Annotated in this window: 18 protein-coding genes and 2 pseudogenes; 4 read left to right on the top strand and 16 right to left on the bottom strand. The window is 39.5% G+C overall.

Going from position 1 to position 18,535, the window contains the following annotated elements; translation table 11 throughout:
• Positions 1 to 99: 99 nt before the first annotated feature.
• The 4 genes and pseudogenes from R8O11_RS23000 to R8O11_RS22985 all read left to right on the top strand — a co-directional run.
• Positions 100 to 472: pseudogene (locus R8O11_RS23000) on the top strand (hypothetical protein); the annotation flags it as partial.
• The gene (locus tag R8O11_RS22995) at positions 462 to 599 is read left to right on the top strand and encodes a hypothetical protein (RefSeq protein WP_318194481.1); all 138 of its coding nucleotides are present in this window, start codon (positions 462 to 464) and stop codon (positions 597 to 599) included. The pseudogene R8O11_RS23000 and the gene R8O11_RS22995, both read left to right, overlap by 11 nt.
• Before the next feature lie 253 nt (positions 600 to 852).
• Complete coding sequence (locus R8O11_RS22990; RefSeq protein ID WP_318194480.1) at positions 853 to 1,323, top strand: hypothetical protein; 471 nt, start codon at positions 853 to 855, stop codon at positions 1,321 to 1,323.
• A gap of 38 nt (positions 1,324 to 1,361) precedes the next feature.
• Positions 1,362 to 1,652, top strand: coding sequence for a hypothetical protein (locus tag R8O11_RS22985; RefSeq protein ID WP_318194479.1), 291 nt, complete (start codon positions 1,362 to 1,364; stop codon positions 1,650 to 1,652).
• 290 nt (positions 1,653 to 1,942) lie between these two features.
• On the opposite strand, the pseudogene R8O11_RS22980 reads toward R8O11_RS22985, so the two are convergent.
• The 16 genes and pseudogenes from R8O11_RS22980 to rfbB all read right to left on the bottom strand — a co-directional run.
• Positions 1,943 to 2,837: pseudogene (locus R8O11_RS22980) on the bottom strand (IS1634 family transposase); the annotation flags it as partial.
• Between the two features lie 49 nt (positions 2,838 to 2,886).
• Positions 2,887 to 4,313, bottom strand: a protein-coding gene (gene tnpC, locus R8O11_RS22975; protein ID WP_318194478.1) for an IS66 family transposase whose coding sequence is annotated in 2 segments (ribosomal slippage) — positions 2,887 to 4,121 and positions 4,121 to 4,313 — 1,428 coding nt in all. Because the reading frame shifts where the segments join, the coding sequence is not laid out codon by codon here.
• 303 nt (positions 4,314 to 4,616) lie between these two features.
• On the bottom strand, positions 4,617 to 5,756 hold the full coding sequence (locus R8O11_RS22970; RefSeq protein ID WP_318194477.1) for a glycosyltransferase family 4 protein: 1,140 nt from the start codon (positions 5,754 to 5,756) through the stop codon (positions 4,617 to 4,619).
• Complete coding sequence (locus tag R8O11_RS22965) at positions 5,756 to 6,901, bottom strand: glycosyltransferase family 4 protein (protein ID WP_318194476.1); 1,146 nt, start codon at positions 6,899 to 6,901, stop codon at positions 5,756 to 5,758. The genes R8O11_RS22970 and R8O11_RS22965 overlap by 1 nt, the downstream gene beginning before the upstream one ends.
• Positions 6,902 to 6,907: 6 nt before the next feature.
• Positions 6,908 to 8,242: an O-antigen ligase family protein gene (locus tag R8O11_RS22960; protein ID WP_318194475.1), complete on the bottom strand. Its 1,335-nt coding sequence runs from the start codon at positions 8,240 to 8,242 to the stop codon at positions 6,908 to 6,910.
• On the bottom strand, positions 8,242 to 9,057 hold the full coding sequence (locus R8O11_RS22955; protein ID WP_318194474.1) for a glycosyltransferase family 2 protein: 816 nt from the start codon (positions 9,055 to 9,057) through the stop codon (positions 8,242 to 8,244). Before R8O11_RS22955 ends, R8O11_RS22960 begins: the two co-directional genes overlap by 1 nt.
• Before the next feature lie 79 nt (positions 9,058 to 9,136).
• Positions 9,137 to 10,240: a glycosyltransferase family 4 protein gene (locus R8O11_RS22950; protein ID WP_318194473.1), complete on the bottom strand. Its 1,104-nt coding sequence runs from the start codon at positions 10,238 to 10,240 to the stop codon at positions 9,137 to 9,139.
• Positions 10,233 to 10,799: an acyltransferase gene (locus tag R8O11_RS22945; protein WP_318194472.1), complete on the bottom strand. Its 567-nt coding sequence runs from the start codon at positions 10,797 to 10,799 to the stop codon at positions 10,233 to 10,235. Before R8O11_RS22945 ends, R8O11_RS22950 begins: the two co-directional genes overlap by 8 nt.
• 4 nt (positions 10,800 to 10,803) lie before the next feature.
• On the bottom strand, positions 10,804 to 11,898 hold the full coding sequence (locus R8O11_RS22940; protein ID WP_318194471.1) for a glycosyltransferase: 1,095 nt from the start codon (positions 11,896 to 11,898) through the stop codon (positions 10,804 to 10,806).
• 66 nt (positions 11,899 to 11,964) lie between these two features.
• Positions 11,965 to 12,906, bottom strand: coding sequence for a glycosyltransferase (locus R8O11_RS22935; protein WP_318194470.1), 942 nt, complete (start codon positions 12,904 to 12,906; stop codon positions 11,965 to 11,967).
• Positions 12,907 to 12,978: 72 nt separating this feature from the next.
• Entirely contained in the window at positions 12,979 to 14,490 is a 1,512-nt protein-coding gene (locus R8O11_RS22930) for an O-antigen translocase (protein WP_318194469.1), read from the bottom strand.
• A gap of 9 nt (positions 14,491 to 14,499) precedes the next feature.
• Entirely contained in the window at positions 14,500 to 15,615 is a 1,116-nt protein-coding gene (locus R8O11_RS22925; RefSeq protein WP_318194468.1) for a DegT/DnrJ/EryC1/StrS family aminotransferase, read from the bottom strand.
• Positions 15,612 to 16,061, bottom strand: a complete 450-nt coding sequence (locus tag R8O11_RS22920; protein ID WP_318194467.1) for an acyltransferase — start codon at positions 16,059 to 16,061, stop codon at positions 15,612 to 15,614. The genes R8O11_RS22925 and R8O11_RS22920 overlap by 4 nt, the downstream gene beginning before the upstream one ends.
• Positions 16,051 to 16,455 carry a sugar 3,4-ketoisomerase gene (locus R8O11_RS22915; protein WP_238777468.1) on the bottom strand — a complete coding sequence of 135 codons (405 nt, stop codon included), beginning with the start codon at positions 16,453 to 16,455 and terminating at the stop codon, positions 16,051 to 16,053. Before R8O11_RS22915 ends, R8O11_RS22920 begins: the two co-directional genes overlap by 11 nt.
• 5 nt (positions 16,456 to 16,460) lie before the next feature.
• Complete coding sequence (rfbA, locus tag R8O11_RS22910; protein WP_318194466.1) at positions 16,461 to 17,336, bottom strand: glucose-1-phosphate thymidylyltransferase RfbA; 876 nt, start codon at positions 17,334 to 17,336, stop codon at positions 16,461 to 16,463.
• 23 nt (positions 17,337 to 17,359) lie between these two features.
• Positions 17,360 to 18,424 (bottom strand): dTDP-glucose 4,6-dehydratase, encoded by a 1,065-nt coding sequence (rfbB, locus tag R8O11_RS22905; RefSeq protein WP_318194465.1) that lies wholly within the window; start codon positions 18,422 to 18,424, stop codon positions 17,360 to 17,362.
• Positions 18,425 to 18,535 lie beyond the last annotated feature (111 nt).

Genomic DNA, 18,535 nt, shown 5'->3' with positions numbered 1-18,535 from the left:
TGCCTTGCTGTTAGGTTGATTAATTTTTAACACAAACCAGTAAAGGAAATGGAAGAGAGTAACGCCTCGACCTGCGATGGAGTGGCGAACCATGTGACTAAGCTCAACCTGCAACCCCAAGCTGACTTACTGGCTGATTGTCTGGTAGAGACTCAATCACTATTGCTTATCGATGACGCTAACAAGATGTAAAGCACAGATAGCACGTAAATGTTTACTATCAGCCAAAACTTGGTTGATGGCCTGCGGTGAAGAAGGACGCTTGCCTCCCTCGATTCGCCCCATTGTTGAAAGGCGTGAGCCTCAACGTATCAATCTGGAAAGTGACGTGAGTTACGATACACCGAAAGCGCTGATCTGGTTCATGGTTTGCTTGTGTGTTGTTGCCGGAGCCTAGGATACTGGGGGGGGGGGGGGGGATCGGGGGCTAAAGATGTTAGGCAATGGACGGAGGTCTACCCGTGCAGATTAAATCCTCTCTGATGTTGCTTGGGGGATTGGTTGCTGGCCGAGCCTATGCGAATGACTGGGCCGGTATGTATGAGCGCGGATTAATTGATGCTCTCGAATGGAAGACAAACCGGTTCTGGTTGATTTAAACGGACTGAGATTTGTCAATGTTCAGGCTGAACATTTGGGAATTGTAAGGCCGGTATGACCAAATAAATTCTATTGGTTATGCTTACGATATTGATTTGTTGATTATTTCTGATTTTATACATAACGTTAATTTAAACGTCAGGAATACTAGTCGAACACCTATATGAAAATGATATTCTTAGATGCTGAAAGTAAAATCAAATGGGTTCGTTGCTGATGTTTTTTCTCAGAGATATAGGGAGGGAGTAGGCAGTGTTCAAACAACTCATTTCATGGTGTAAAAGTTTATACAAGAAAGAGAATATCAATTCACATTCCAATACTTCATATCAATTAGAGACGCAAAGAGAGCCTGAGCAAGAGTCAGAAACTACAAACAGGATAGAAAGAGAAAGAGTAACACTTTCTCCAGAGCTTTTAGCAGAAAAAAACAAGGTTAGAAATAGGCTGGAATTATGGGCTAAGAGGCAGAATCAGATTAACAGTCGTATTCTGAATGCTTACCTAACATTAGAACGAAAAGGCTATACTCGCATAACCACTTCTATGATTAGTAATCAACTCAGAGATATTCAAAGTTTTCAATCTAACTTCAACCAGATGAAAACAATTGCGCCTCATAATCATGCCAAAGTTTTTGAGGTATCGGACGATGTCGTCACGATATGGCCAGTTGTGGAAATCCACGTAAGAGATTATGAACGAAAAGTATTCGTTCATTAGATGTATATGAGCTTATCAAAAAATGGTAGTGGAATAATATGCTGAGAGAAAAAGTAAATCAAAGTGAATTGCTTTACGTCCATGACCAGCCAAAGAAAACATATTGGGCTGCCAAATCAACAACTGGTAAACAAGGCTGTGTGTGGATTGGTTACAAGGTGAAAACTAATACTATCAGTTTGTTTTGTTCTGGAGACTTTCTACGCTTAGAGCCTGAACTTGCAAATCTGGCTGTTGAAAAAAGAGAAGATAGTCAAAGCAAGCGCCTGCGAATGAAAGTCCCATTAGAAAAGTTTAGCGCGGTATTGGATATACTTGAAAGCATCTGATTTAGTTGCTGACTACATATCATAAATATTTGGGTTACTAGCTGTATGCTGGCTTTTCATCGTGATCCTTTGTCATCAGTTTAATGGAATGGTCCGGACTATTCTGTTACCCCACATTTTATTCAGCCCTTTACCTGCATAGCCTGATGATAACTTCATTCATAAGTCGAAGGGGGGATATCTTTATTTTCGGGATAAAAACTTGTCAATGTTCAGCTTGAACATTAGATATTTCAGTACAGCCAGCTTTCGTTTGTGGCGAGATTTAGATCCGAGATTCCGCAGCTAATTTAGGAATAAACCGCTTCATACAGTACTCCAAGAAGCTTAAGCAGCCGAGTCTGATGCTCTTGTACACCCGTTATGAAGCTTTGACCGCCAAATTCGAGTGTGTCGATACCTTCGAATTTTAAGAATACCCAACGTGCCGTCGGTTTGGTTGTCGTCTTGTTCTTTACCATGCTAGGAAAGAATTCCTCGGTCTTAGTGAGATTCTCTCGGATTTTGTGCTCTAAGCTTGCGTAAACGAGTAGGCTAAGCGTCATGATCATCAGTAGTGCCTCGATTCGCTGAGGCTTCTTCAGGAAAATTGATGATGTCAGGAACTCAGGGCTTTTCAAAAAGCGAAAGCCGCGCTCAACCTTTTGCTGAGACTTGTAATGTTCAAGCAATGCAGCCATTGTTAGATCGGCGTAGTCAGTATCGTTGGTGGCGAGAATAAACATACCCACTTTAAGCTTGGCCAGTTTCACTTTTTCTAGATCGGTATAAGGCGTAGCATCTATCAAATAGTGGTATCCCGTTGGCTTTGCGTCTTTCTTCGGCCGACCACGACCTGAATAAATTGGCTCTTTAACGATGGTTGGTTGTGCAAAGCCAAGCAAATGACACTGGCTGGCGAAGTCGCTCATTGCTTGCTCGGCATCCACTTGTGCAAGCAAACTTCTTTTTCATTAGTTGTCCCAGCGCTTTCAGCTCTTTGGTGATATTTTTGTCTAAGTTCTTATAGAACGTTGCTTCTTCTCGCTTGGTTGCTTGTTCACTATGAATCAACAGCCACTTCTGAGATACCGAGCCATAGTCAGCGTCAACCCAGCAACCCGAGTAACCATTGCCAATACGGCTCAACTGCTCTGGTTCAAGGTTCATTAAGGCTTCTTTGGCTGACTTAATGGTCATTGGAAGTAACCGTTCACCAAGGCAGCTTGACTTCTCATGACTGAGAGGAACGATACTACAGATTAAAAACGTTCGGGTACGGTTTCTTCTCAACAACAGAAGTGATGATTGCACTCAGAACTGACATTGCTGATAGACCGCGCTTTTTGCAGGTTTCGATAAGTGTATGAATACGGCTACGGAATTTATCGCCTGCATCCGAGGTTGTTCCGAAGCTGATTTTCCTTTGAATGACAAAACCTCTAATACATCGCTCAGCTTCATTATTGGTTAAGGGGATTGATGTTTTCTTGAGGAAAACCCACAAGCTTTCCCTATGTTTGAGTAGTAGCTTGCATCGCCCCCGATACCGCTTGACCATGACACTTGTCCCTTTGCTCAACCAATGATCGAACGATTTTTGTAGCCTGTGCATTCGCCGCAAGTACAGTGAGTAATCCAATTCACCTTGCTCATAACGATGCCGAGTATGGAAAAGGACGTTTGTTAGCAAACAAAGATGTTTACCAATATAAGCGGTGTGCCCACCACCACTATAATCCGCCATTTGCTGAAGGTTACGCTTCACATGTGCCCAGCATAACTGGTGACGGTCTGCGGCTATCCAGTTATAGCTTGGGCACTGGTCGCTTACCACAATGCCTGCATAGTCTTCATCAATGAGCTTTTTCGCTGAGGAGGTCGAGCGCGAATAGAGTATTTGTTCATAGACAAGGTCATCACTGGACACTAACCAACACCAACGCAGACTCGTTTCATCATTTCGGTGATGAGAGGTCTCGTCAGCATGAATCAAAGGCGCTTTCTTTAAAGCTTGTTTTATCGCTTGATGCAATGGCGTTAGCATTGAAGCGACTTTCGTTTGCGCTTCACTAATCGCGCCGACCGAAAAGGTTGTGCCAAGCTGTTCTTTGAGCAGTGATTGGATTTTCCGAACACTGAGGTGATATTGCCCCGCAAGAACCCCAATGTAACTTAATAAGTTCGGCCCTATAATCCCTTGCGATGCCTCGTTAGGCTTTTGAGTCTTTACGGTTTCTTTGCAGTGCCGACATTGACCTGAAAATAAACGGTATTCAGTGATATCGACAGTGGGTTTTGGAATATCGAAAACCTGATGGCGATAGTATGGCCCACCTTGGACCTCAATGTCAGATTGAGCACAACAAGGACAAGTTTCAGGGAAACAGTCAATAATGACATCCGTTTTCTTTAACGGTGAGAGTTTTCGTTGATGCCCTGTGTGGCCTTGTTTAGCTCCTCTCGAATTGCGACCACCAGAGCTTTCAGCTTTTTTCGTTCATGGCGATCTTTAGGGTTGTCCGAAGAGGGCGATTTTGAAGAGTTTTTGGAGCTAGTGGTTAGCTTATCTTCATAATGTCGGAGTTGTTCCCACAGCTCATCAATAAGCACTTTAGCCTCATTTAAATCCGAGACTTCAGGTGGTGCTTCTTGGTATTTGGGTGCTTTTTTTCTAGTCATGAAACCATGATGGCTTCCTAGAAGGATCACTCAATACTAAAAGTGGGATCAAGTGCGTAATGTCACACTTTTTGTGTCAATAGGGCTTGGTGAACACTTACCCTTTATCTCAGTATTTGCCATCTATTTTTATACTTTGACGCACATTTGGCGCGTTACTCGTTTGGTTCGCCGTATGATAGGGAAAAAAGAACTCGAAATGTAACCGTTCACCAGGGCAAGATCATGAAAACCCCTTATGGAATAAGGGGTTTTCATGATCTTGCCCTGATTTGATGTGAGTAATCCCTAAGTTGATTGGTATTAAATTTGATACAATCGCGCGATCTCCTTTATTCTTTCATCGATATCATGTTTTTTTAAAATGGTATCTCGACCAGATATCCCAAATTTAGTTCGAAGTGCTTCGTCTTTAATAAACCGGGCAATATACAGAGCCAACTCTTCAGGCTTATCTAAGTCAAACAAGAAACCATCAACATTGTGAGTGACCAAATGATTATTACCCTGAATATTTGAAACCACACAAGGTAACCCCGTTGCTTGAGCTTCCAGAATAGCTAAAGGCATTCCTTCCCATAAAGAAGGAAGAACAAAGATATCGAATGATTTTAGAAGTTGCGGAGTATCATTCCGCCAACCTAGGAAATGAACATTGTCCGAGAACCCAGCTTGATTAACTTGTTCTTCCAAGACTGTTTTAAGTTCACCATCGCCCACTAAAACAAAATGAGCATTTACATTTGTAGATAACAGGCGTAACGCGGTATCAACAAATGCCTGTGGGTTCTTTTGTTTCCATAAACGCCCGACCATACCCACAATAACAGCGTCTTGTGGAAGCCCAAGCTCCTTACGCATGGATAACTTAATTTCAGACGTCGCAGGAGAGTATTTAGTGGTATCAACGCCATTTGCGAGCACTTCGAGTTGGGAGTCACTGGCACCTAACTGATTCTTTGCTATCTCTCTGTCTGCGTCATGCAAACATATAATCTTATCTGAGCATTTAGTACCTAACCATTCCATAGCAAAAAAGATACATTTTTCTAATTTGTTTTTTGCAGCAGGGAAAGCAAAACCATGTACGGTATGGACGACCATTGGTACACCAGCGAGTTTTGCCGCAATACGACCGATAACCCCTGTTTTAGAAGAATGGCTATGTACAACGTCAAAGCGATACTGACGGAATAATCGATATAACTCCCAGAAAGCCAATAGGTCTCTTTTTGGGGAAATTTCCCTAACCAGGTTATTGCTGAGTAAGCAAGTGATCGCTTTTGATTCTGCTTCGTCGGTTAAAGGGCCTGACTCCTTACATATAATATAAGGAGTAAACTTATCGGTATCTAAACGTTCTAATTCATCAAGCGTGACTCTTTGAACGCCAGTAACCAAAGGGAGTAACTGTAGGTGTGCTATTTTTAACATTTCGCCCATTAGTTAGCCGCCTCTTGCAACAACTTAATCACTTTTTGATGTTGTTTAGTCCGGTCAAAATACTGTTGAGCACGCTTTAATCCTGCTAATCCCATCTTTTCCCTTAAGGCTTTAGATTCACATAACGCCAATAAGTGACGTTTAAAGTCTTCAAGATCATCGCCTTCAAATATAAAGCCTGTCTCACCGTGTTCTACTACTTCAGGAATACCGCCACTATTGGCACCCACAACCGGTTTTCCAGACGCCATAGCTTCGACAGTCACTTGCCCCATTCCTTCATAACGAGAAGGAATCACCAATATATCTATAGACTTAATGAGGTCTGCTGCATCTTTACGGAAGCCTAACCATTCAACAGCAGGATGGTTTCTGTTTGGAAGTTGCTCCATATATGCGATATCTTCAGCGCTATCCGAACAATCGCCAATAACAAATAGTCTAACGTTTGGGTTCTGTGTATGTACTTCAGGAAATATTGATAAAATTCTATCGTGAGCCTTTCTATGATTAATTGAACCCACTATAGCAATAGCTATGTCGTTGGGTAATAAACCCAACTCTGCTCTTTTTTCTGTTGCATTTTTATAAACATCTAAGTATGCACCGTTGTAAACTTTATCAATCTTTTTAGAAAATAGTTTCTGTTGCCACTTGGGGTATTTAATACGAACAGAGTCTGAGATTATTATATTTTTTTTCACCAAAGGTAATTGAAACCAATCCATCCAACCATGGGGTTTATCTAACTTGTCCCAAATAACGACAGGAATTCCTGCTAATTTAGCTGCAATGCCGACTGTTAACAAACCACGCATGTCGTTACAGAAAATCAGATCCGGCGTTGCTACTTTCAGTTTATTACGAATACTATTGATATATTTTAGTAACTGGAGAGCTGTTTTTACTTTCTTTACAAAACCGTAACTGTAGATAGCACCACCGTAACTAGATAGCATTGAAGGATATCTGAATATCTCGGAACGATAACTTAATTCTGACAACTTTTCAGTAAACACCCCTTCATCAGTGCAAGCAACACTAACATCAAAACCTTGTTTTTTCGCTTCGCCGAGTAGAGACAACAACGTTTTTTGCTGCCCAAAGATCACTTGGGGATAACTTTCAATAAATAATATTTTCATCTGTTATTAACTTTGATTACTTTTTCTTAAGAGAGCATGAGTACTGATCAATAAACCGGATAACAGCCATATATTTCGCTGTCGTAATCCATACATCGTCATACCATATAGCAAGAGCAACACAAAACCTGCAACAAGAGTTGTAGCGATTAGCTTGTGGTGAGCTACTGGTTCTCGCTTACTTACATATAAAGCGGTATAACATGAACAAACTAAAAAGCTCACGAAGAAAATAAGACCGAACAAACCTGATTCAGTGTAGATCCCCGCATAGGTATTATGTATTTCTGACATTCCATATTTAACACCATATAATTTTGGTCCATTCCCGATAAACATAGACTGATCAATATTTTCCAAAATAACGTCAGCTTGCTCTAGTCTTGTTCTATCCAGCGTCCCCGCTTCACTAGTGAGAGTATTGTAGATAACTACGACAGGTCGTTGCCAGGAAGGAGTATGGCCAAGAGAATAATTACCATCGAAGGCAGTTAAAGCAGCTAAAATATAGGCAAAAAGTCCAACAGTACATGCTGAAGAAAAAAGCCCTAGACGCCCTTTAAGCAAATCACTATTTCTCCACTCAACAATTCCTATTACTATTAAAAACACAACGGAGAGTATCAATAATAAAAAAGATGTACGGCTACCTGTACCTATCATGGTAATTGCCATCAGAATGGTTAAAATAAATAACCCTGACTTAATTAGCTTTGTTATACTTCTAGATAGAAGCATTACCATCGAATATAAAAAAATTGGGATAATAAAAGCAGGTATTTGATTCTCAAATTTTAGCGTTGATGATATACGCCCAGTGAATTCGTCTATTGTCCAGGCAGGAGCTGTGCCAGTCATTGCCCACACACCTATAATGCTAACTACTACCCCCCCGAGACACCAAGCATACATACAACCTTTTAGTTTACGCCAATCATCAACGAGCAGTATCACAGTCAACACCATCATGGCACCATAGGTATAATTAAGCACCTCAACTAAACTACCTGCAATATAATTATAAAATCTGGCGTTATTAACAAAGAAAGAGATCCATTCAATAATCAAGAAAGAGCTTAGGAAAAACAAACAAAGCTTTTGTAACTGAGTAAAGCCTTGCCGTTCGTTTTGCTCTGCATGCCCAACAAGCATTGAAAACCAAGTTAACAAAATAACTAACTCTGTTAACCCAACTTTTTCACGCAACGGTCCAAGATTTACTGTCTCTAAAATCCCAGTAGCAAAAAACGCCAAGTAAACACCTCTAACCGGCGCTTTGTTAATCCATTTAAAAACAAACCCAAGTAGTACTAATCCTGGTATAGATAATAAATAAATCATTAACTTCTACTTTCTTGTAATCCGTTTGCTTTTCGTACTACTTTTTTCAGGCCGACTGGAATCATAGGATAGATTAGGCGTGCTAATGGATACGCTAAATACCAAGGAGGTAATCGAAACCAAAATACAGACTGGATACCAAACCGAGCTAAGCGTTTATTTTGCTTGGACGTTTTGAACTTGCTTTGGAAAAAACTTTCATCTCTTACATAGCGACAAGCCAATACTTCAGGCAAATTGGCCACTTTGTACTTTTTGGCGATACGCAAAAAGAACTCGAAATCAATCAAATAAGGCTGCTGAGGATCATAGTTGATACCTTCATCAATTAATGACTTTCGGAAAGTAATTCCGCTATGAGTGTAAGGAATGCACTTTGCACATTGCCTACGTATTTCTTTATCGGTTAGTGGGTAAACACGGTCAATATGCTCATTTCGTTGTGTGTCGCGTCGTTCTTCTCCACAACCAACCCAAGCATGGTCGGGATTATTATCCAAAAACTCAGCTTGCATTTTTAAACGCTCTGGATAGGCGATATCATCGGCATCCAAGTTGGCGATATATTGGCCCTTGGCTTCTTCACAAGCTAGTTTGAGAGCTGCGGCTCTCCCCATACGATTTCCGCGAATTAATCGGATTCTTGAATCAGGTATAGATTCGATCACTTCTGGCGTCCCATCGCTAGAGCCGTCATCAATGATTAGCACTTCAATTTCAGATAAAGTTTGAACTAATAAACTGTCGATAGAACGTTTTACTAATTCTTTTTCATTATAAACCGTGATGATAGCGGTTACTTTAATATCAGACATTATTGATATTCCGAAGGGATAGTAATTTCAGAGAGATAATTTATACTTAAGTAGGTATAAATTATAAACGGATTCTAACTTATTTAGAGAGCAAGGTTTTGTATAAATCGATATATTTACCGACCATTACATCTACCGTAAACATATCTGCTACACGTTTTTTTCCTATGTCAGCGCGTTTTTTCGCTTCTTTTGGTTCATCGAGAACACCGACAATTGCATTTGCAAGAGATGAACTATCTCCGGTTTTAAACATGAAAGCGGTATTGCCAGCGACTTCTTTAAACACAGGAATATCAGAGCAGACAATAGGAACCTCGAGTGCGAGAGCCTCAGCCACAACTAAACCAAACCCTTCCTGCGTACCGTCACTAGGCACAACGATAAGGCTTGAAGAAGCCATCTTTTCTATAACTTTTTGTCGTTTTAACCAACCAGTTATAGTCACTTTACTGTCGATGTTTAATCTCGTAGCTTGATGCTGAATTTTACTTTCATCGGAACCAGCACCAATTAAGATTAACTCGGAGTTGGGATGTTTGGATAACACTTGTGGCATAGCTTCTAATAACAACGCTTGCCCTTTAACTGGTAATATTCTTCCAACACACACAATCTTATTTACCGGACTTGGATGGTTTGACTTTCCTACCTCATTTAATAGTTCAATATCGATACCATTATAAATTATGCTACAGTTAACTTCGTTTTGGTTATAAGAATTTTTTACTGTATCAGTAATATAAGCAATATGATCTGCATGGCGAGCAGTATAACCTTCAAGCCATTGAAGCAAGGGATTCATAGACTGCTTTAATTCATGGCGAGTTGAAACAACCTTCCCTTTTCTGAATAATTTACAAGAAAACTTTGAAAGAGCGCCAGGAATTACAAAATTAGTGTGAACCAAATCAGGCTTAAACTTCAAGATAAAGCGCGAGAAATGAAAGAACCAGATCAATTGCTGAAAAATAAAATGCAATTTAGTCTTCGCATGAGGCACTTTAATATCAACAGTTTTGACTCCTTTTGGTGGGATAAGAGCTTGCCGCTGCTGACCATCATTCATCCGACAGTAACAGACTTCAAAACCACATTTAACTAACTTTTTAGCAATAGGATCAAGAACATTCCAAATAGAATGAGCTCCTAACCTATCAACAAAAACAACTTTTTTAGTCATGGTCGTATTCTCTTTTCTTCTCAACTAGTCTCCCTTCCGCACAAATATATACATGATTATCTGGGACATCTTTAGATACGATAGCTCCAGCACCAATAATTGCATTCTTACCAATATAGTTTACTGAAGGCAAAATAATAGCATTAGTGCCAATCCATGCATTTTCAGCAATAGTTAATTTACTGCCTTTTGGCTCAGAACGAGGATCATAGCCATGAGAATGAGTGTAGATTTTTGCCCCCTCGGAAATTAGCACATTTTCCTTTAGTTCCAAAAACCCTGTAAAGTCTAATAATACATTTCTATTTATTTGAACATTATTATGTAAAATTAATTTTCCAGTCTGTAGTTCAGACCATATTCTTACATTGTCAGAAAGAAGAACATGGTCGGAAATACTGATTCTAGAAGGGTTGTTGAGCCTAATACCCAATCCAAAATAGCAGTTTCCTCCCGAATCGAGTTGATAGATCCTTTTGAGCTTAAATGTTAAAAATGCCCTTTTTACGCGTCTAATTGCACCAGCGGAAAACCAAAGAGTCTTGTAAACCATTTTCATAATATTATTGCTCGTGTAAGAAACCATAAATATCTAAGTGTAATTTCAAATCACTTTTTTCTTTTAAAATCGTATTAAAATATGTCTTACCATTATCTCCTAGAGTACTACTTATCTCCTTGTTGTAGATATGCCATTCAATAGTACCTGCCAATGACACTGCATCACCTTGTTTAAAAAGGCTACCGTTAACATTGTCTGTTATTAACTCTTCAGTTGCAGGTATTTTTGAGGCAACGACTGGTGTGCCAAAAGACATGGCTTCCAGAAGCACCATGGGCATACCTTCAAATTTAGATGGCAATACAGCAAGTTCTGAAGAATTAAGGTGGTGGTATACTTCAATTTTAGTACGCTTTCCGAGGAACTTAACTTCATTAACTATACCAAGATCATCAACAAGTTTTTTTAAGTACTCCCCTTCCTGACCATCACCAATAATAAACACCTGAAAATTAGTGATACCTTTGTTCTTCAGGATGCTAGCTGCTTTTATCAGTACAGACCAGTTCTTCTCTTTGGATAATCTTCCACAGCCACATATAGTAAACTTATCATCATTGGAGTACTTATAATCCGTTGAGATGTTACCTTTAGTAACACATGGGTAAATAACATGGCACTTATCTGCAATTTGCGTTTTTTTTAATAAACTGTTCAACCTTTTATCAAGAAAAATATGATCTGCAACCGCAATAATTTCATCAATGAAATTAAATGAAAGTTTCCATTTAAAGTACTCTTTTGCTCCCCAGCTTCGCCATGGCATATGTAGTGTTGAAACTAATTTATAATCAGCAGTTAACTGGAGTGCTTTCAATACCAAAGAAACTTTTAATAAGCTTGTGTAGAGATGGCAATGAACTATTGTATATTGATTTTTCCTAATCAATTTTACAAAATCTATAATACCCCTTGTTTGAAAAATGTTATTGAAGTTAGTAGCAACCTCAGAGATATAATCAGCGTCATTTCTATCATTTAATAAAATGAGATCAACTTGATAGCCTTCCATGTCAAGATATTTAGCAAGTTCTAAAGTGTATTGTTCTGTTCCGCCTCTTCCCCATCCTTCAAGAAGTAACGCCACTTTTACCATATCATCTCCCCCACAATAAACTAACAGAAAATCAACAAACAGATATCAAAAAATAGTTAACCCCAATTAACTCACACATAACAAAGCCCTTCTCTTTATTTTCTTTAAGATTAACTTCAATTTAAATGATAGAGAAACTTTTGAAGAAAAAATTGAAATTATGGATAGTGTTCCTTCTGCCATAGCTTTATTCATACAATGTTCATTGATTTTATTTTCACAGGATTGAATAATTTTATAATCAGAATTTGATAATTTTAAATCCAATACCTTTTGTTTATAATCATTAATAAAATTAGAGTACCATTTAACTGATTTACTCAACAGCCAGTCATTTTTGGTCATATAGTCTCTTGAAACACCACCAAAAGCTTGATACTTTATTAATGGTTCATTTATATATGAAATACTTCCTAAGAGTTTTGCCCTTGTTGGCCAAGCTCTGTCTTCATGTACAATTCCATCCATTAGTGGTCCAAAATAATCAAATACACTGCGGTGAATTGCGCTAACAGCTCCTAAACACCATAAATTTCTAGTTATAACATTATCAAGAGATTCATTTTGCATTTTTGGTCCTGGTTCGTGTATTTCTAGTATGTCGCCAGATTCATCCACAAAGTAGCAATCACTATAAATTAACTTTGTATCAGGCTTTTCTTGCCATGTTTTAACATTAATTGAAACTCTTTCAGGTAATGAAATATCATCACCCGCTCCAATTACAATAAATTCACCAGAAGAAAGTGACATTACACGATTTATGTGACCACCAATTCCTAAGTTAGGATCATTTCGATTCAGAATTATCTTATGTGGACCTTGATAGCTTTCTGCTACTTCTCGCATAATCTCAAAAGTACGATCTCTGCTACAATCATCAGAAAGAATAATTTCAAGGGGCGAGTATGTCTGAGACAGAGCGCCTTCTATAGCCTCTTTAATATATTCTTCTTGATTGTAAGCAATTAAAACAAAGCTGACCAATGGACGTTCTATTATGTTCACAGTAAATTCCAATTCATAATTTTTTAGAAAATTCAATAGACGTATAATAAGGTTAAACAAACAATTATCACACTAAAAATTAAAACCAATTGCTTGTATACATCTTTTATAGATATTTATAATTTTGTCTACCTTAGAGTTCTTTATGCCTAATTCGACAAGTGTATTCAGAGCATAAATAGCCGAATAGACAAATAGTAACAACCCTAAAATCATAGTTCCCACCAAGGTAAAATATGAAATAAACAACAACATCGAGGATGATATAATTAACATCACAATCAACTTAATATTCTTTTTTGTCCATTTAAAACCATTACTATTCATGACCAAAAAATAAACAGCAACTAAATATATTAAGTAGCTAAAATAAAAGACATACCCTGTAACTTCGATACCAAATCGATCTATTCCAAAATATACCAATAAAACATAACTGGTATTCCAAAGTATCTCAGTGCAGAAAAATATCTTACTATATCCTTTGGCAAGAATGATAAACCCTAATGGCCAACTTATTACTTTTAATACATCTCCAAGTATCTGCCACTGTAATATTTCTATCGAGAGCGTAAATTCACTAGAATAGAGCAGTTTAATAACCAATGGTGCAAAAGCAAGCATTGCCAATAAAACAGGTGCAGCCAAAATAATCGCGATTTCTGTTTGTTCATTAACCAAACGGTTTGCTTCGCTTTTATTATGTATACTCTGAGTTAACCGAGGATAGTAATCTGCAGCCATAGCCCCCAAAACAAAAGTGATATAGGTCATCGAGATCTGCCAGGCTGCCTGGAAATACCCTACAGATTCAATATTTAACTTCTGGTTAAGAATAGAGCGAACAATTAGCTGCGACCCTGTCCCCATTAGACCTGTCAACATAAAAGCAAAACCTAGGGTAAACATGCTTCGCCACTGGATACTCAGTTGCTTAATAGCGATAGATGACGATGTTGTTTTGGGTAACTTTAAACAGAAATAAAACGCTATAAGGCAAGTGACCAGTGGTACCGAAATAACAAAAAATGGCACCCCAGACTCACCAAGTATCCATATAAAAAGCAGGCCAATAAACGTTGCAGTAAATGCACCTATTACCTTCACTTTTGCTAAATCGGTTATTTTTCGCAAACCTTGAAGGAGTGCAGTCTGTGAACCGGATATTAGGGAAAAAAATACGCCAACAGCAATAATAGAGATAGCATACTGGTAATCAGGACTTTGAAAGAACCACTCAGATAATCTTTCCTTAAAAAGAAATATAGTTAAAGTTGCCAATAACCCAAGTATTACGTTAGCTGAGAACAAAGCCTTTCGTACTAAACCCAATTTTTCTGTACTTTCATTATTAAGTGCTAGTTCTCGCACCCCACTGGTACCTAACCCCATACCAAAAAAAGTAGCACCAGTCCCCATAATAGTTGTAAGTATTCCCATCAAACCAATACCCGTTGGACCTAATAGTACAGCGAGTACTTTTACTTTCACCAATCCAATTAATATGGTTATAAATGAAGCACCACCGACAATCGCACTTGATTTTAGTATTTGTTTTTTAGAGCTACTTTCTTTGGTCGCCATAATTAGCTCTTACTTATAACTATTAATTACAGCGATAACTGAGTCAACTTCATCTGAACTTAATACAGGGCTAACCGGAATACTAACCACCTGTTCATGTATCTGTTCTGAAATAGGAAAGCTATCGTGACTCCATTCCTGATAAGCATCTTGCTTATGCGGCGGTATTGGGTAGTGGACTAGTGTCTGAACGCCATTTTCTGAAAGGTAGTTTACAAGCGCTTCTCGCTGAGTCGTTTTAATCACAAACAGATGCCATACATGTGCATTGACATCTTCAACTTTAGGTAGCTCGATTAGCGGGTTATTGATACCTTTCAGGTAAGCTTGAGCCACATCTTGACGTACTTTGATTTCTTTATCTAAATAACGCAGTTTTACACGTAGCATCGCTGCTTGTATTTCATCCAGACGGCTATTCACTCCTTTATACAAGTTCTTATACTTTTGGTGTGAACCGTAGTTGCGCAGTGCAGAGATTGTTTGAGCTAACTCGCTGTCATTAGTGGTGACAGCACCACCATCGCCTAGTGCGCCTAGGTTTTTCCCCGGATAAAAACTAAACCCGGCCGCATCGCCTAAGCTACCGACTTTTTTAGCTTTGCCATCTTTACCTTGATAGATTGCGCCATGAGCCTGAGCACAGTCTTCAATCACTTTTAAGTTGTGCTTTTGGGCGATTTGGTTGATCGCATCCATGCCTGTAACTTGACCATAGAGATGGACCGTTAAAATCGCTTTGGTCTTTTCGGTAATGGCTTGCTCAATCAGGTTTGGATCTAAGTTGTATGTATTGAGATCTGGCTCGACTAATACTGGCGTTAAACCATTTTCAGAGATAGCAAGAATGGATGCGATATAGGTATTTGAGGGAACAATGATTTCGTCGCCTTCTTGCATAATGCCAAGTTCGATATAGGCGCGTAAGATTAATACCAGTGCATCTAATCCATTTGCAACTCCCAGACAATGCTCTGTCTCACAGTAAGCCGCAAACTCTTTTTCAAATTCTTCAACCTCTTTACCAAGGACATACCAACCAGAATCAATGACTCGTGCACACGCTTGTTTAAGCTCAGCTTCATATTGCTGGTTTATTTTTTTTAAGTCTAAGAATGGGATCATTTTTTTATTTCTCTTGCTGGATTGCCAACGACGGTGGTGTGAGGAGCTACGTCTTTAGTAACAACCGCTCCTGCGCCAACCATTGAGAATTCACCAATGGTTACGCCTGGTAAAATTGTGGCATTTGCTCCAATTGATGCCCCTTTACACACTCGGGTCTTAAGGAAGGCTTCAGGGTACTGTTTGGAGCGAGGCTTTTGATCATTGGTAAAGGTGACATTGGGGCCAATAAAAACATCGTTCTCAATCGTTATGCCATCCCATATCTGGACACCGCTTTTTACCGTCACGTTATTACCAATGACGACATCGTTCTCGATTAAACAGTGGGAGCAAATATTACAGTTGTTTCCGATCACGGCATTAGGTAACACAACACAGAACTGCCAGATGTTGGTTTCGTTGCCGATATTGGGGGATTGTATATCACTCATTTTATGAAGCATGGCGAACTACCTTTAAGAATTCGTCATAATCTCGGATATAATCGCTTTCATCGTAGTGTTCGCTGGCTAAAACCAATAAGACACAGTCTTGGCTAAAATCATGCATTTCTCGCCATGTAAGGTCTTCAATCAGCACACCTTTTGTCGGAGAATCTAGCCATACATCCTGACGAGAGAAGCCATCATCTAAGACCATGCGGCATTTGCCAGTAATACAAACTGCCACTTGAGAAAGATTTTTATGGGCATGAAAACCTCGTGACACCCCAAGTTGAGTGCTAAAAATCGAATATACCCGCTTAATTTCAAATGGAATGGTTTGATTCGCTTCAAAGGCAACTAAACCACCTCGCTCGTCGCCCAATATTGGAAATTCAATCAGTTCAAGCTGCATGCGAGTTACCCTTCTATTAGATCCATGAGATATTGCCCATAGCCACTTTTCACTAGCGGCTTAGCCAGTTGCTTGACCTGTTGCTCGGTCAGCCAACCTTGGTTGTAAGCAATTTCTTCTGGGCAGGCGACTTTGTAGCCTTGTCGCTTTTCTATCGTTTCCACAAATTGGGCTGCTTCCAATAAGCTTTCATGGGTACCGGTATCCAACCAAGCGTAACCACGGCCCAAGATTTCCACGTTAAGCTGACCTTGTTGTAAGTACATTTCGTTCAAGGTTGTAATTTCTAGCTCGCCTCGTTCACTAGGTGTAACTTGTTTGGCCAACTTGACGACATGGTTATCGTAAAAATACAGTCCAGTCACCGCGTAATGACTTTTTGGCTTTGCTGGTTTTTCTTCTAATGAGATCGCTTTTTGGTTTTGATCAAATTCCACCACACCAAAACGCTCAGGGTCTTTGACTTGATAGCCGAATACGGTTGCACCTTGCCCTTGTTCAGCACTGGTAACCGCTTGTCTTAATTTAGGGGTGAAGCCTTGACCATAAAAGATGTTGTCTCCAAGTACCAAACATACAGCGTCATCACCAATAAATGATTCACCAATGATAAAGGCTTGTGCTAAGCCATCTGGGCTGGGCTGTACTTCATAGCTAAGTCGGATACCAAATTGTTCGCCTTTACCGAGTAAGCGCTGGAAGCTTGCCTGATCTTCTGGCGTGGTAATGATTAAAATATCCTTTATGCCGGCCAACATCAGTGTCGACAAAGGATAAAAAATCATTGGTTTATCGTAAATGGGCAGTAGCTGTTTTGAAACGCCTTGGGTGATGGGGTAAAGCCGAGTGCCAGAACCACCAGCTAATATTATTCCTTTCATGTACCTAACCAGTTTAATTATGTTTAGTTGTGTTGACCTAAGCGTTCTCGATTGTAAGAACCATCTAATACACGGCTCCACCAATTTTCATTTTTGAGGTACCATTCCACTGTTTTTCGGATACCACTTTCAAACGTTTCTTCTGGTTTCCACCCCAGTTCACGATCAATTTTTGACGCATCAATTGCGTAGCGCACGTCGTGCCCAGGACGATCTTTCACGTAAGTGATCAAGTCCTGATATTGAGCCACGCCTTCTGGCTTGTTGGGTACTAACTCTTCCAAAAGCGCACAAATAGTCTTAACCACCTCAATGTTGGCTTTTTCGTTATGACCTCCGATATTGTAGGTTTCCCCAACTTTCCCTTCCCTCACGACTTTGTATAGTGCTCGAGCATGGTCTTTCACAAATAGCCAATCACGGATTTGCATACCATCGCCGTACACAGGTAATGGCTTGCCATCCAAAGCGTTTAAGATCATTAAAGGGATAAGTTTTTCCGGGAAGTGGAAAGGGCCGTAGTTGTTTGAGCAATTAGTTACAATGGTTGGTAAACCGTAAGTACGCTGCCACGCACGAACTAAATGATCACTCGAAGCTTTTGATGCGGAATAAGGAGAGGAAGGGGCATAAGAAGTGGTTTCGGTGAATAGATCATCCGTTCCTTCTAAATCGCCATATACTTCGTCAGTGGAGATGTGGTGGAAACGAAACGCTGATTTTCGATTAGAATCCAGTTCATTCCAATACGATCGAGTAGCCTCTAGCAAAGTATAGGTGCCGACAATATTGGTTTCGATAAATGCGGCTGGGCCGTCAATAGAACGGTCAACATGTGACTCCGCCGCTAAATGCATTACCGCGTCAGGCTGATGTTGGGCAAACACTTTATCCAGCGCGCTTCTATCGCAAATATCTATCTGTTCGAACGTGTAACGCTCGTTACTTTCAACTTGAGATAATGATTCTAAATTGCCAGCGTAAGTCAATTTATCAACATTAATTACGCTATCTGACGTTTTACTAATAATATGTCTTATCACGGCGGAACCGATAAACCCTGCACCACCTGTCACTAAAATTTTCATTTTTTTCTCTAATTAATTATTTGAAGATATAAATGGCTTTGTTGCTTAATTCGATGAGAAGACATGGTAGCCCCATGTTGTTCAGTTCTTAAACAACATACTGAGTTTCAG

Source organism: Vibrio sp. 1288, from assembly GCF_033344475.1.
Note: the sequence above shows the minus strand (reverse complement) of the source record. Positions and strands in the feature narration are given on the sequence as shown.

Excerpts from the sequence above, each read along its gene's own strand:
- R8O11_RS22930 (WP_318194469.1), bottom strand. The coding sequence starts at position 14,490 with ATGGCGACCAAAGAAAGTAGCTCTAAAAAACAAATACTAAAATCAAGT.
- R8O11_RS22985 (WP_318194479.1), top strand. The coding sequence starts at position 1,362 with ATGCTGAGAGAAAAAGTAAATCAAAGTGAATTGCTTTACGTCCATGAC.
- R8O11_RS22945 (WP_318194472.1), bottom strand. The coding sequence starts at position 10,799 with ATGAAAATGGTTTACAAGACTCTTTGGTTTTCCGCTGGTGCAATTAGA.
- R8O11_RS22970 (WP_318194477.1), bottom strand. The coding sequence starts at position 5,756 with ATGGGCGAAATGTTAAAAATAGCACACCTACAGTTACTCCCTTTGGTT.
- R8O11_RS22915 (WP_238777468.1), bottom strand. The coding sequence starts at position 16,455 with ATGCAGCTTGAACTGATTGAATTTCCAATATTGGGCGACGAGCGAGGT.
- R8O11_RS22920 (WP_318194467.1), bottom strand. The coding sequence starts at position 16,061 with ATGCTTCATAAAATGAGTGATATACAATCCCCCAATATCGGCAACGAA.
- R8O11_RS22950 (WP_318194473.1), bottom strand. The coding sequence starts at position 10,240 with ATGACTAAAAAAGTTGTTTTTGTTGATAGGTTAGGAGCTCATTCTATT.
- R8O11_RS22955 (WP_318194474.1), bottom strand. The coding sequence starts at position 9,057 with ATGTCTGATATTAAAGTAACCGCTATCATCACGGTTTATAATGAAAAA.
- R8O11_RS22960 (WP_318194475.1), bottom strand. The coding sequence starts at position 8,242 with ATGATTTATTTATTATCTATACCAGGATTAGTACTACTTGGGTTTGTT.
- rfbB (WP_318194465.1), bottom strand. The coding sequence starts at position 18,424 with ATGAAAATTTTAGTGACAGGTGGTGCAGGGTTTATCGGTTCCGCCGTG.
- rfbA (WP_318194466.1), bottom strand. The coding sequence starts at position 17,336 with ATGAAAGGAATAATATTAGCTGGTGGTTCTGGCACTCGGCTTTACCCC.
- R8O11_RS22965 (WP_318194476.1), bottom strand. The coding sequence starts at position 6,901 with ATGAAAATATTATTTATTGAAAGTTATCCCCAAGTGATCTTTGGGCAG.
- R8O11_RS22940 (WP_318194471.1), bottom strand. The coding sequence starts at position 11,898 with ATGGTAAAAGTGGCGTTACTTCTTGAAGGATGGGGAAGAGGCGGAACA.
- R8O11_RS22925 (WP_318194468.1), bottom strand. The coding sequence starts at position 15,615 with ATGATCCCATTCTTAGACTTAAAAAAAATAAACCAGCAATATGAAGCT.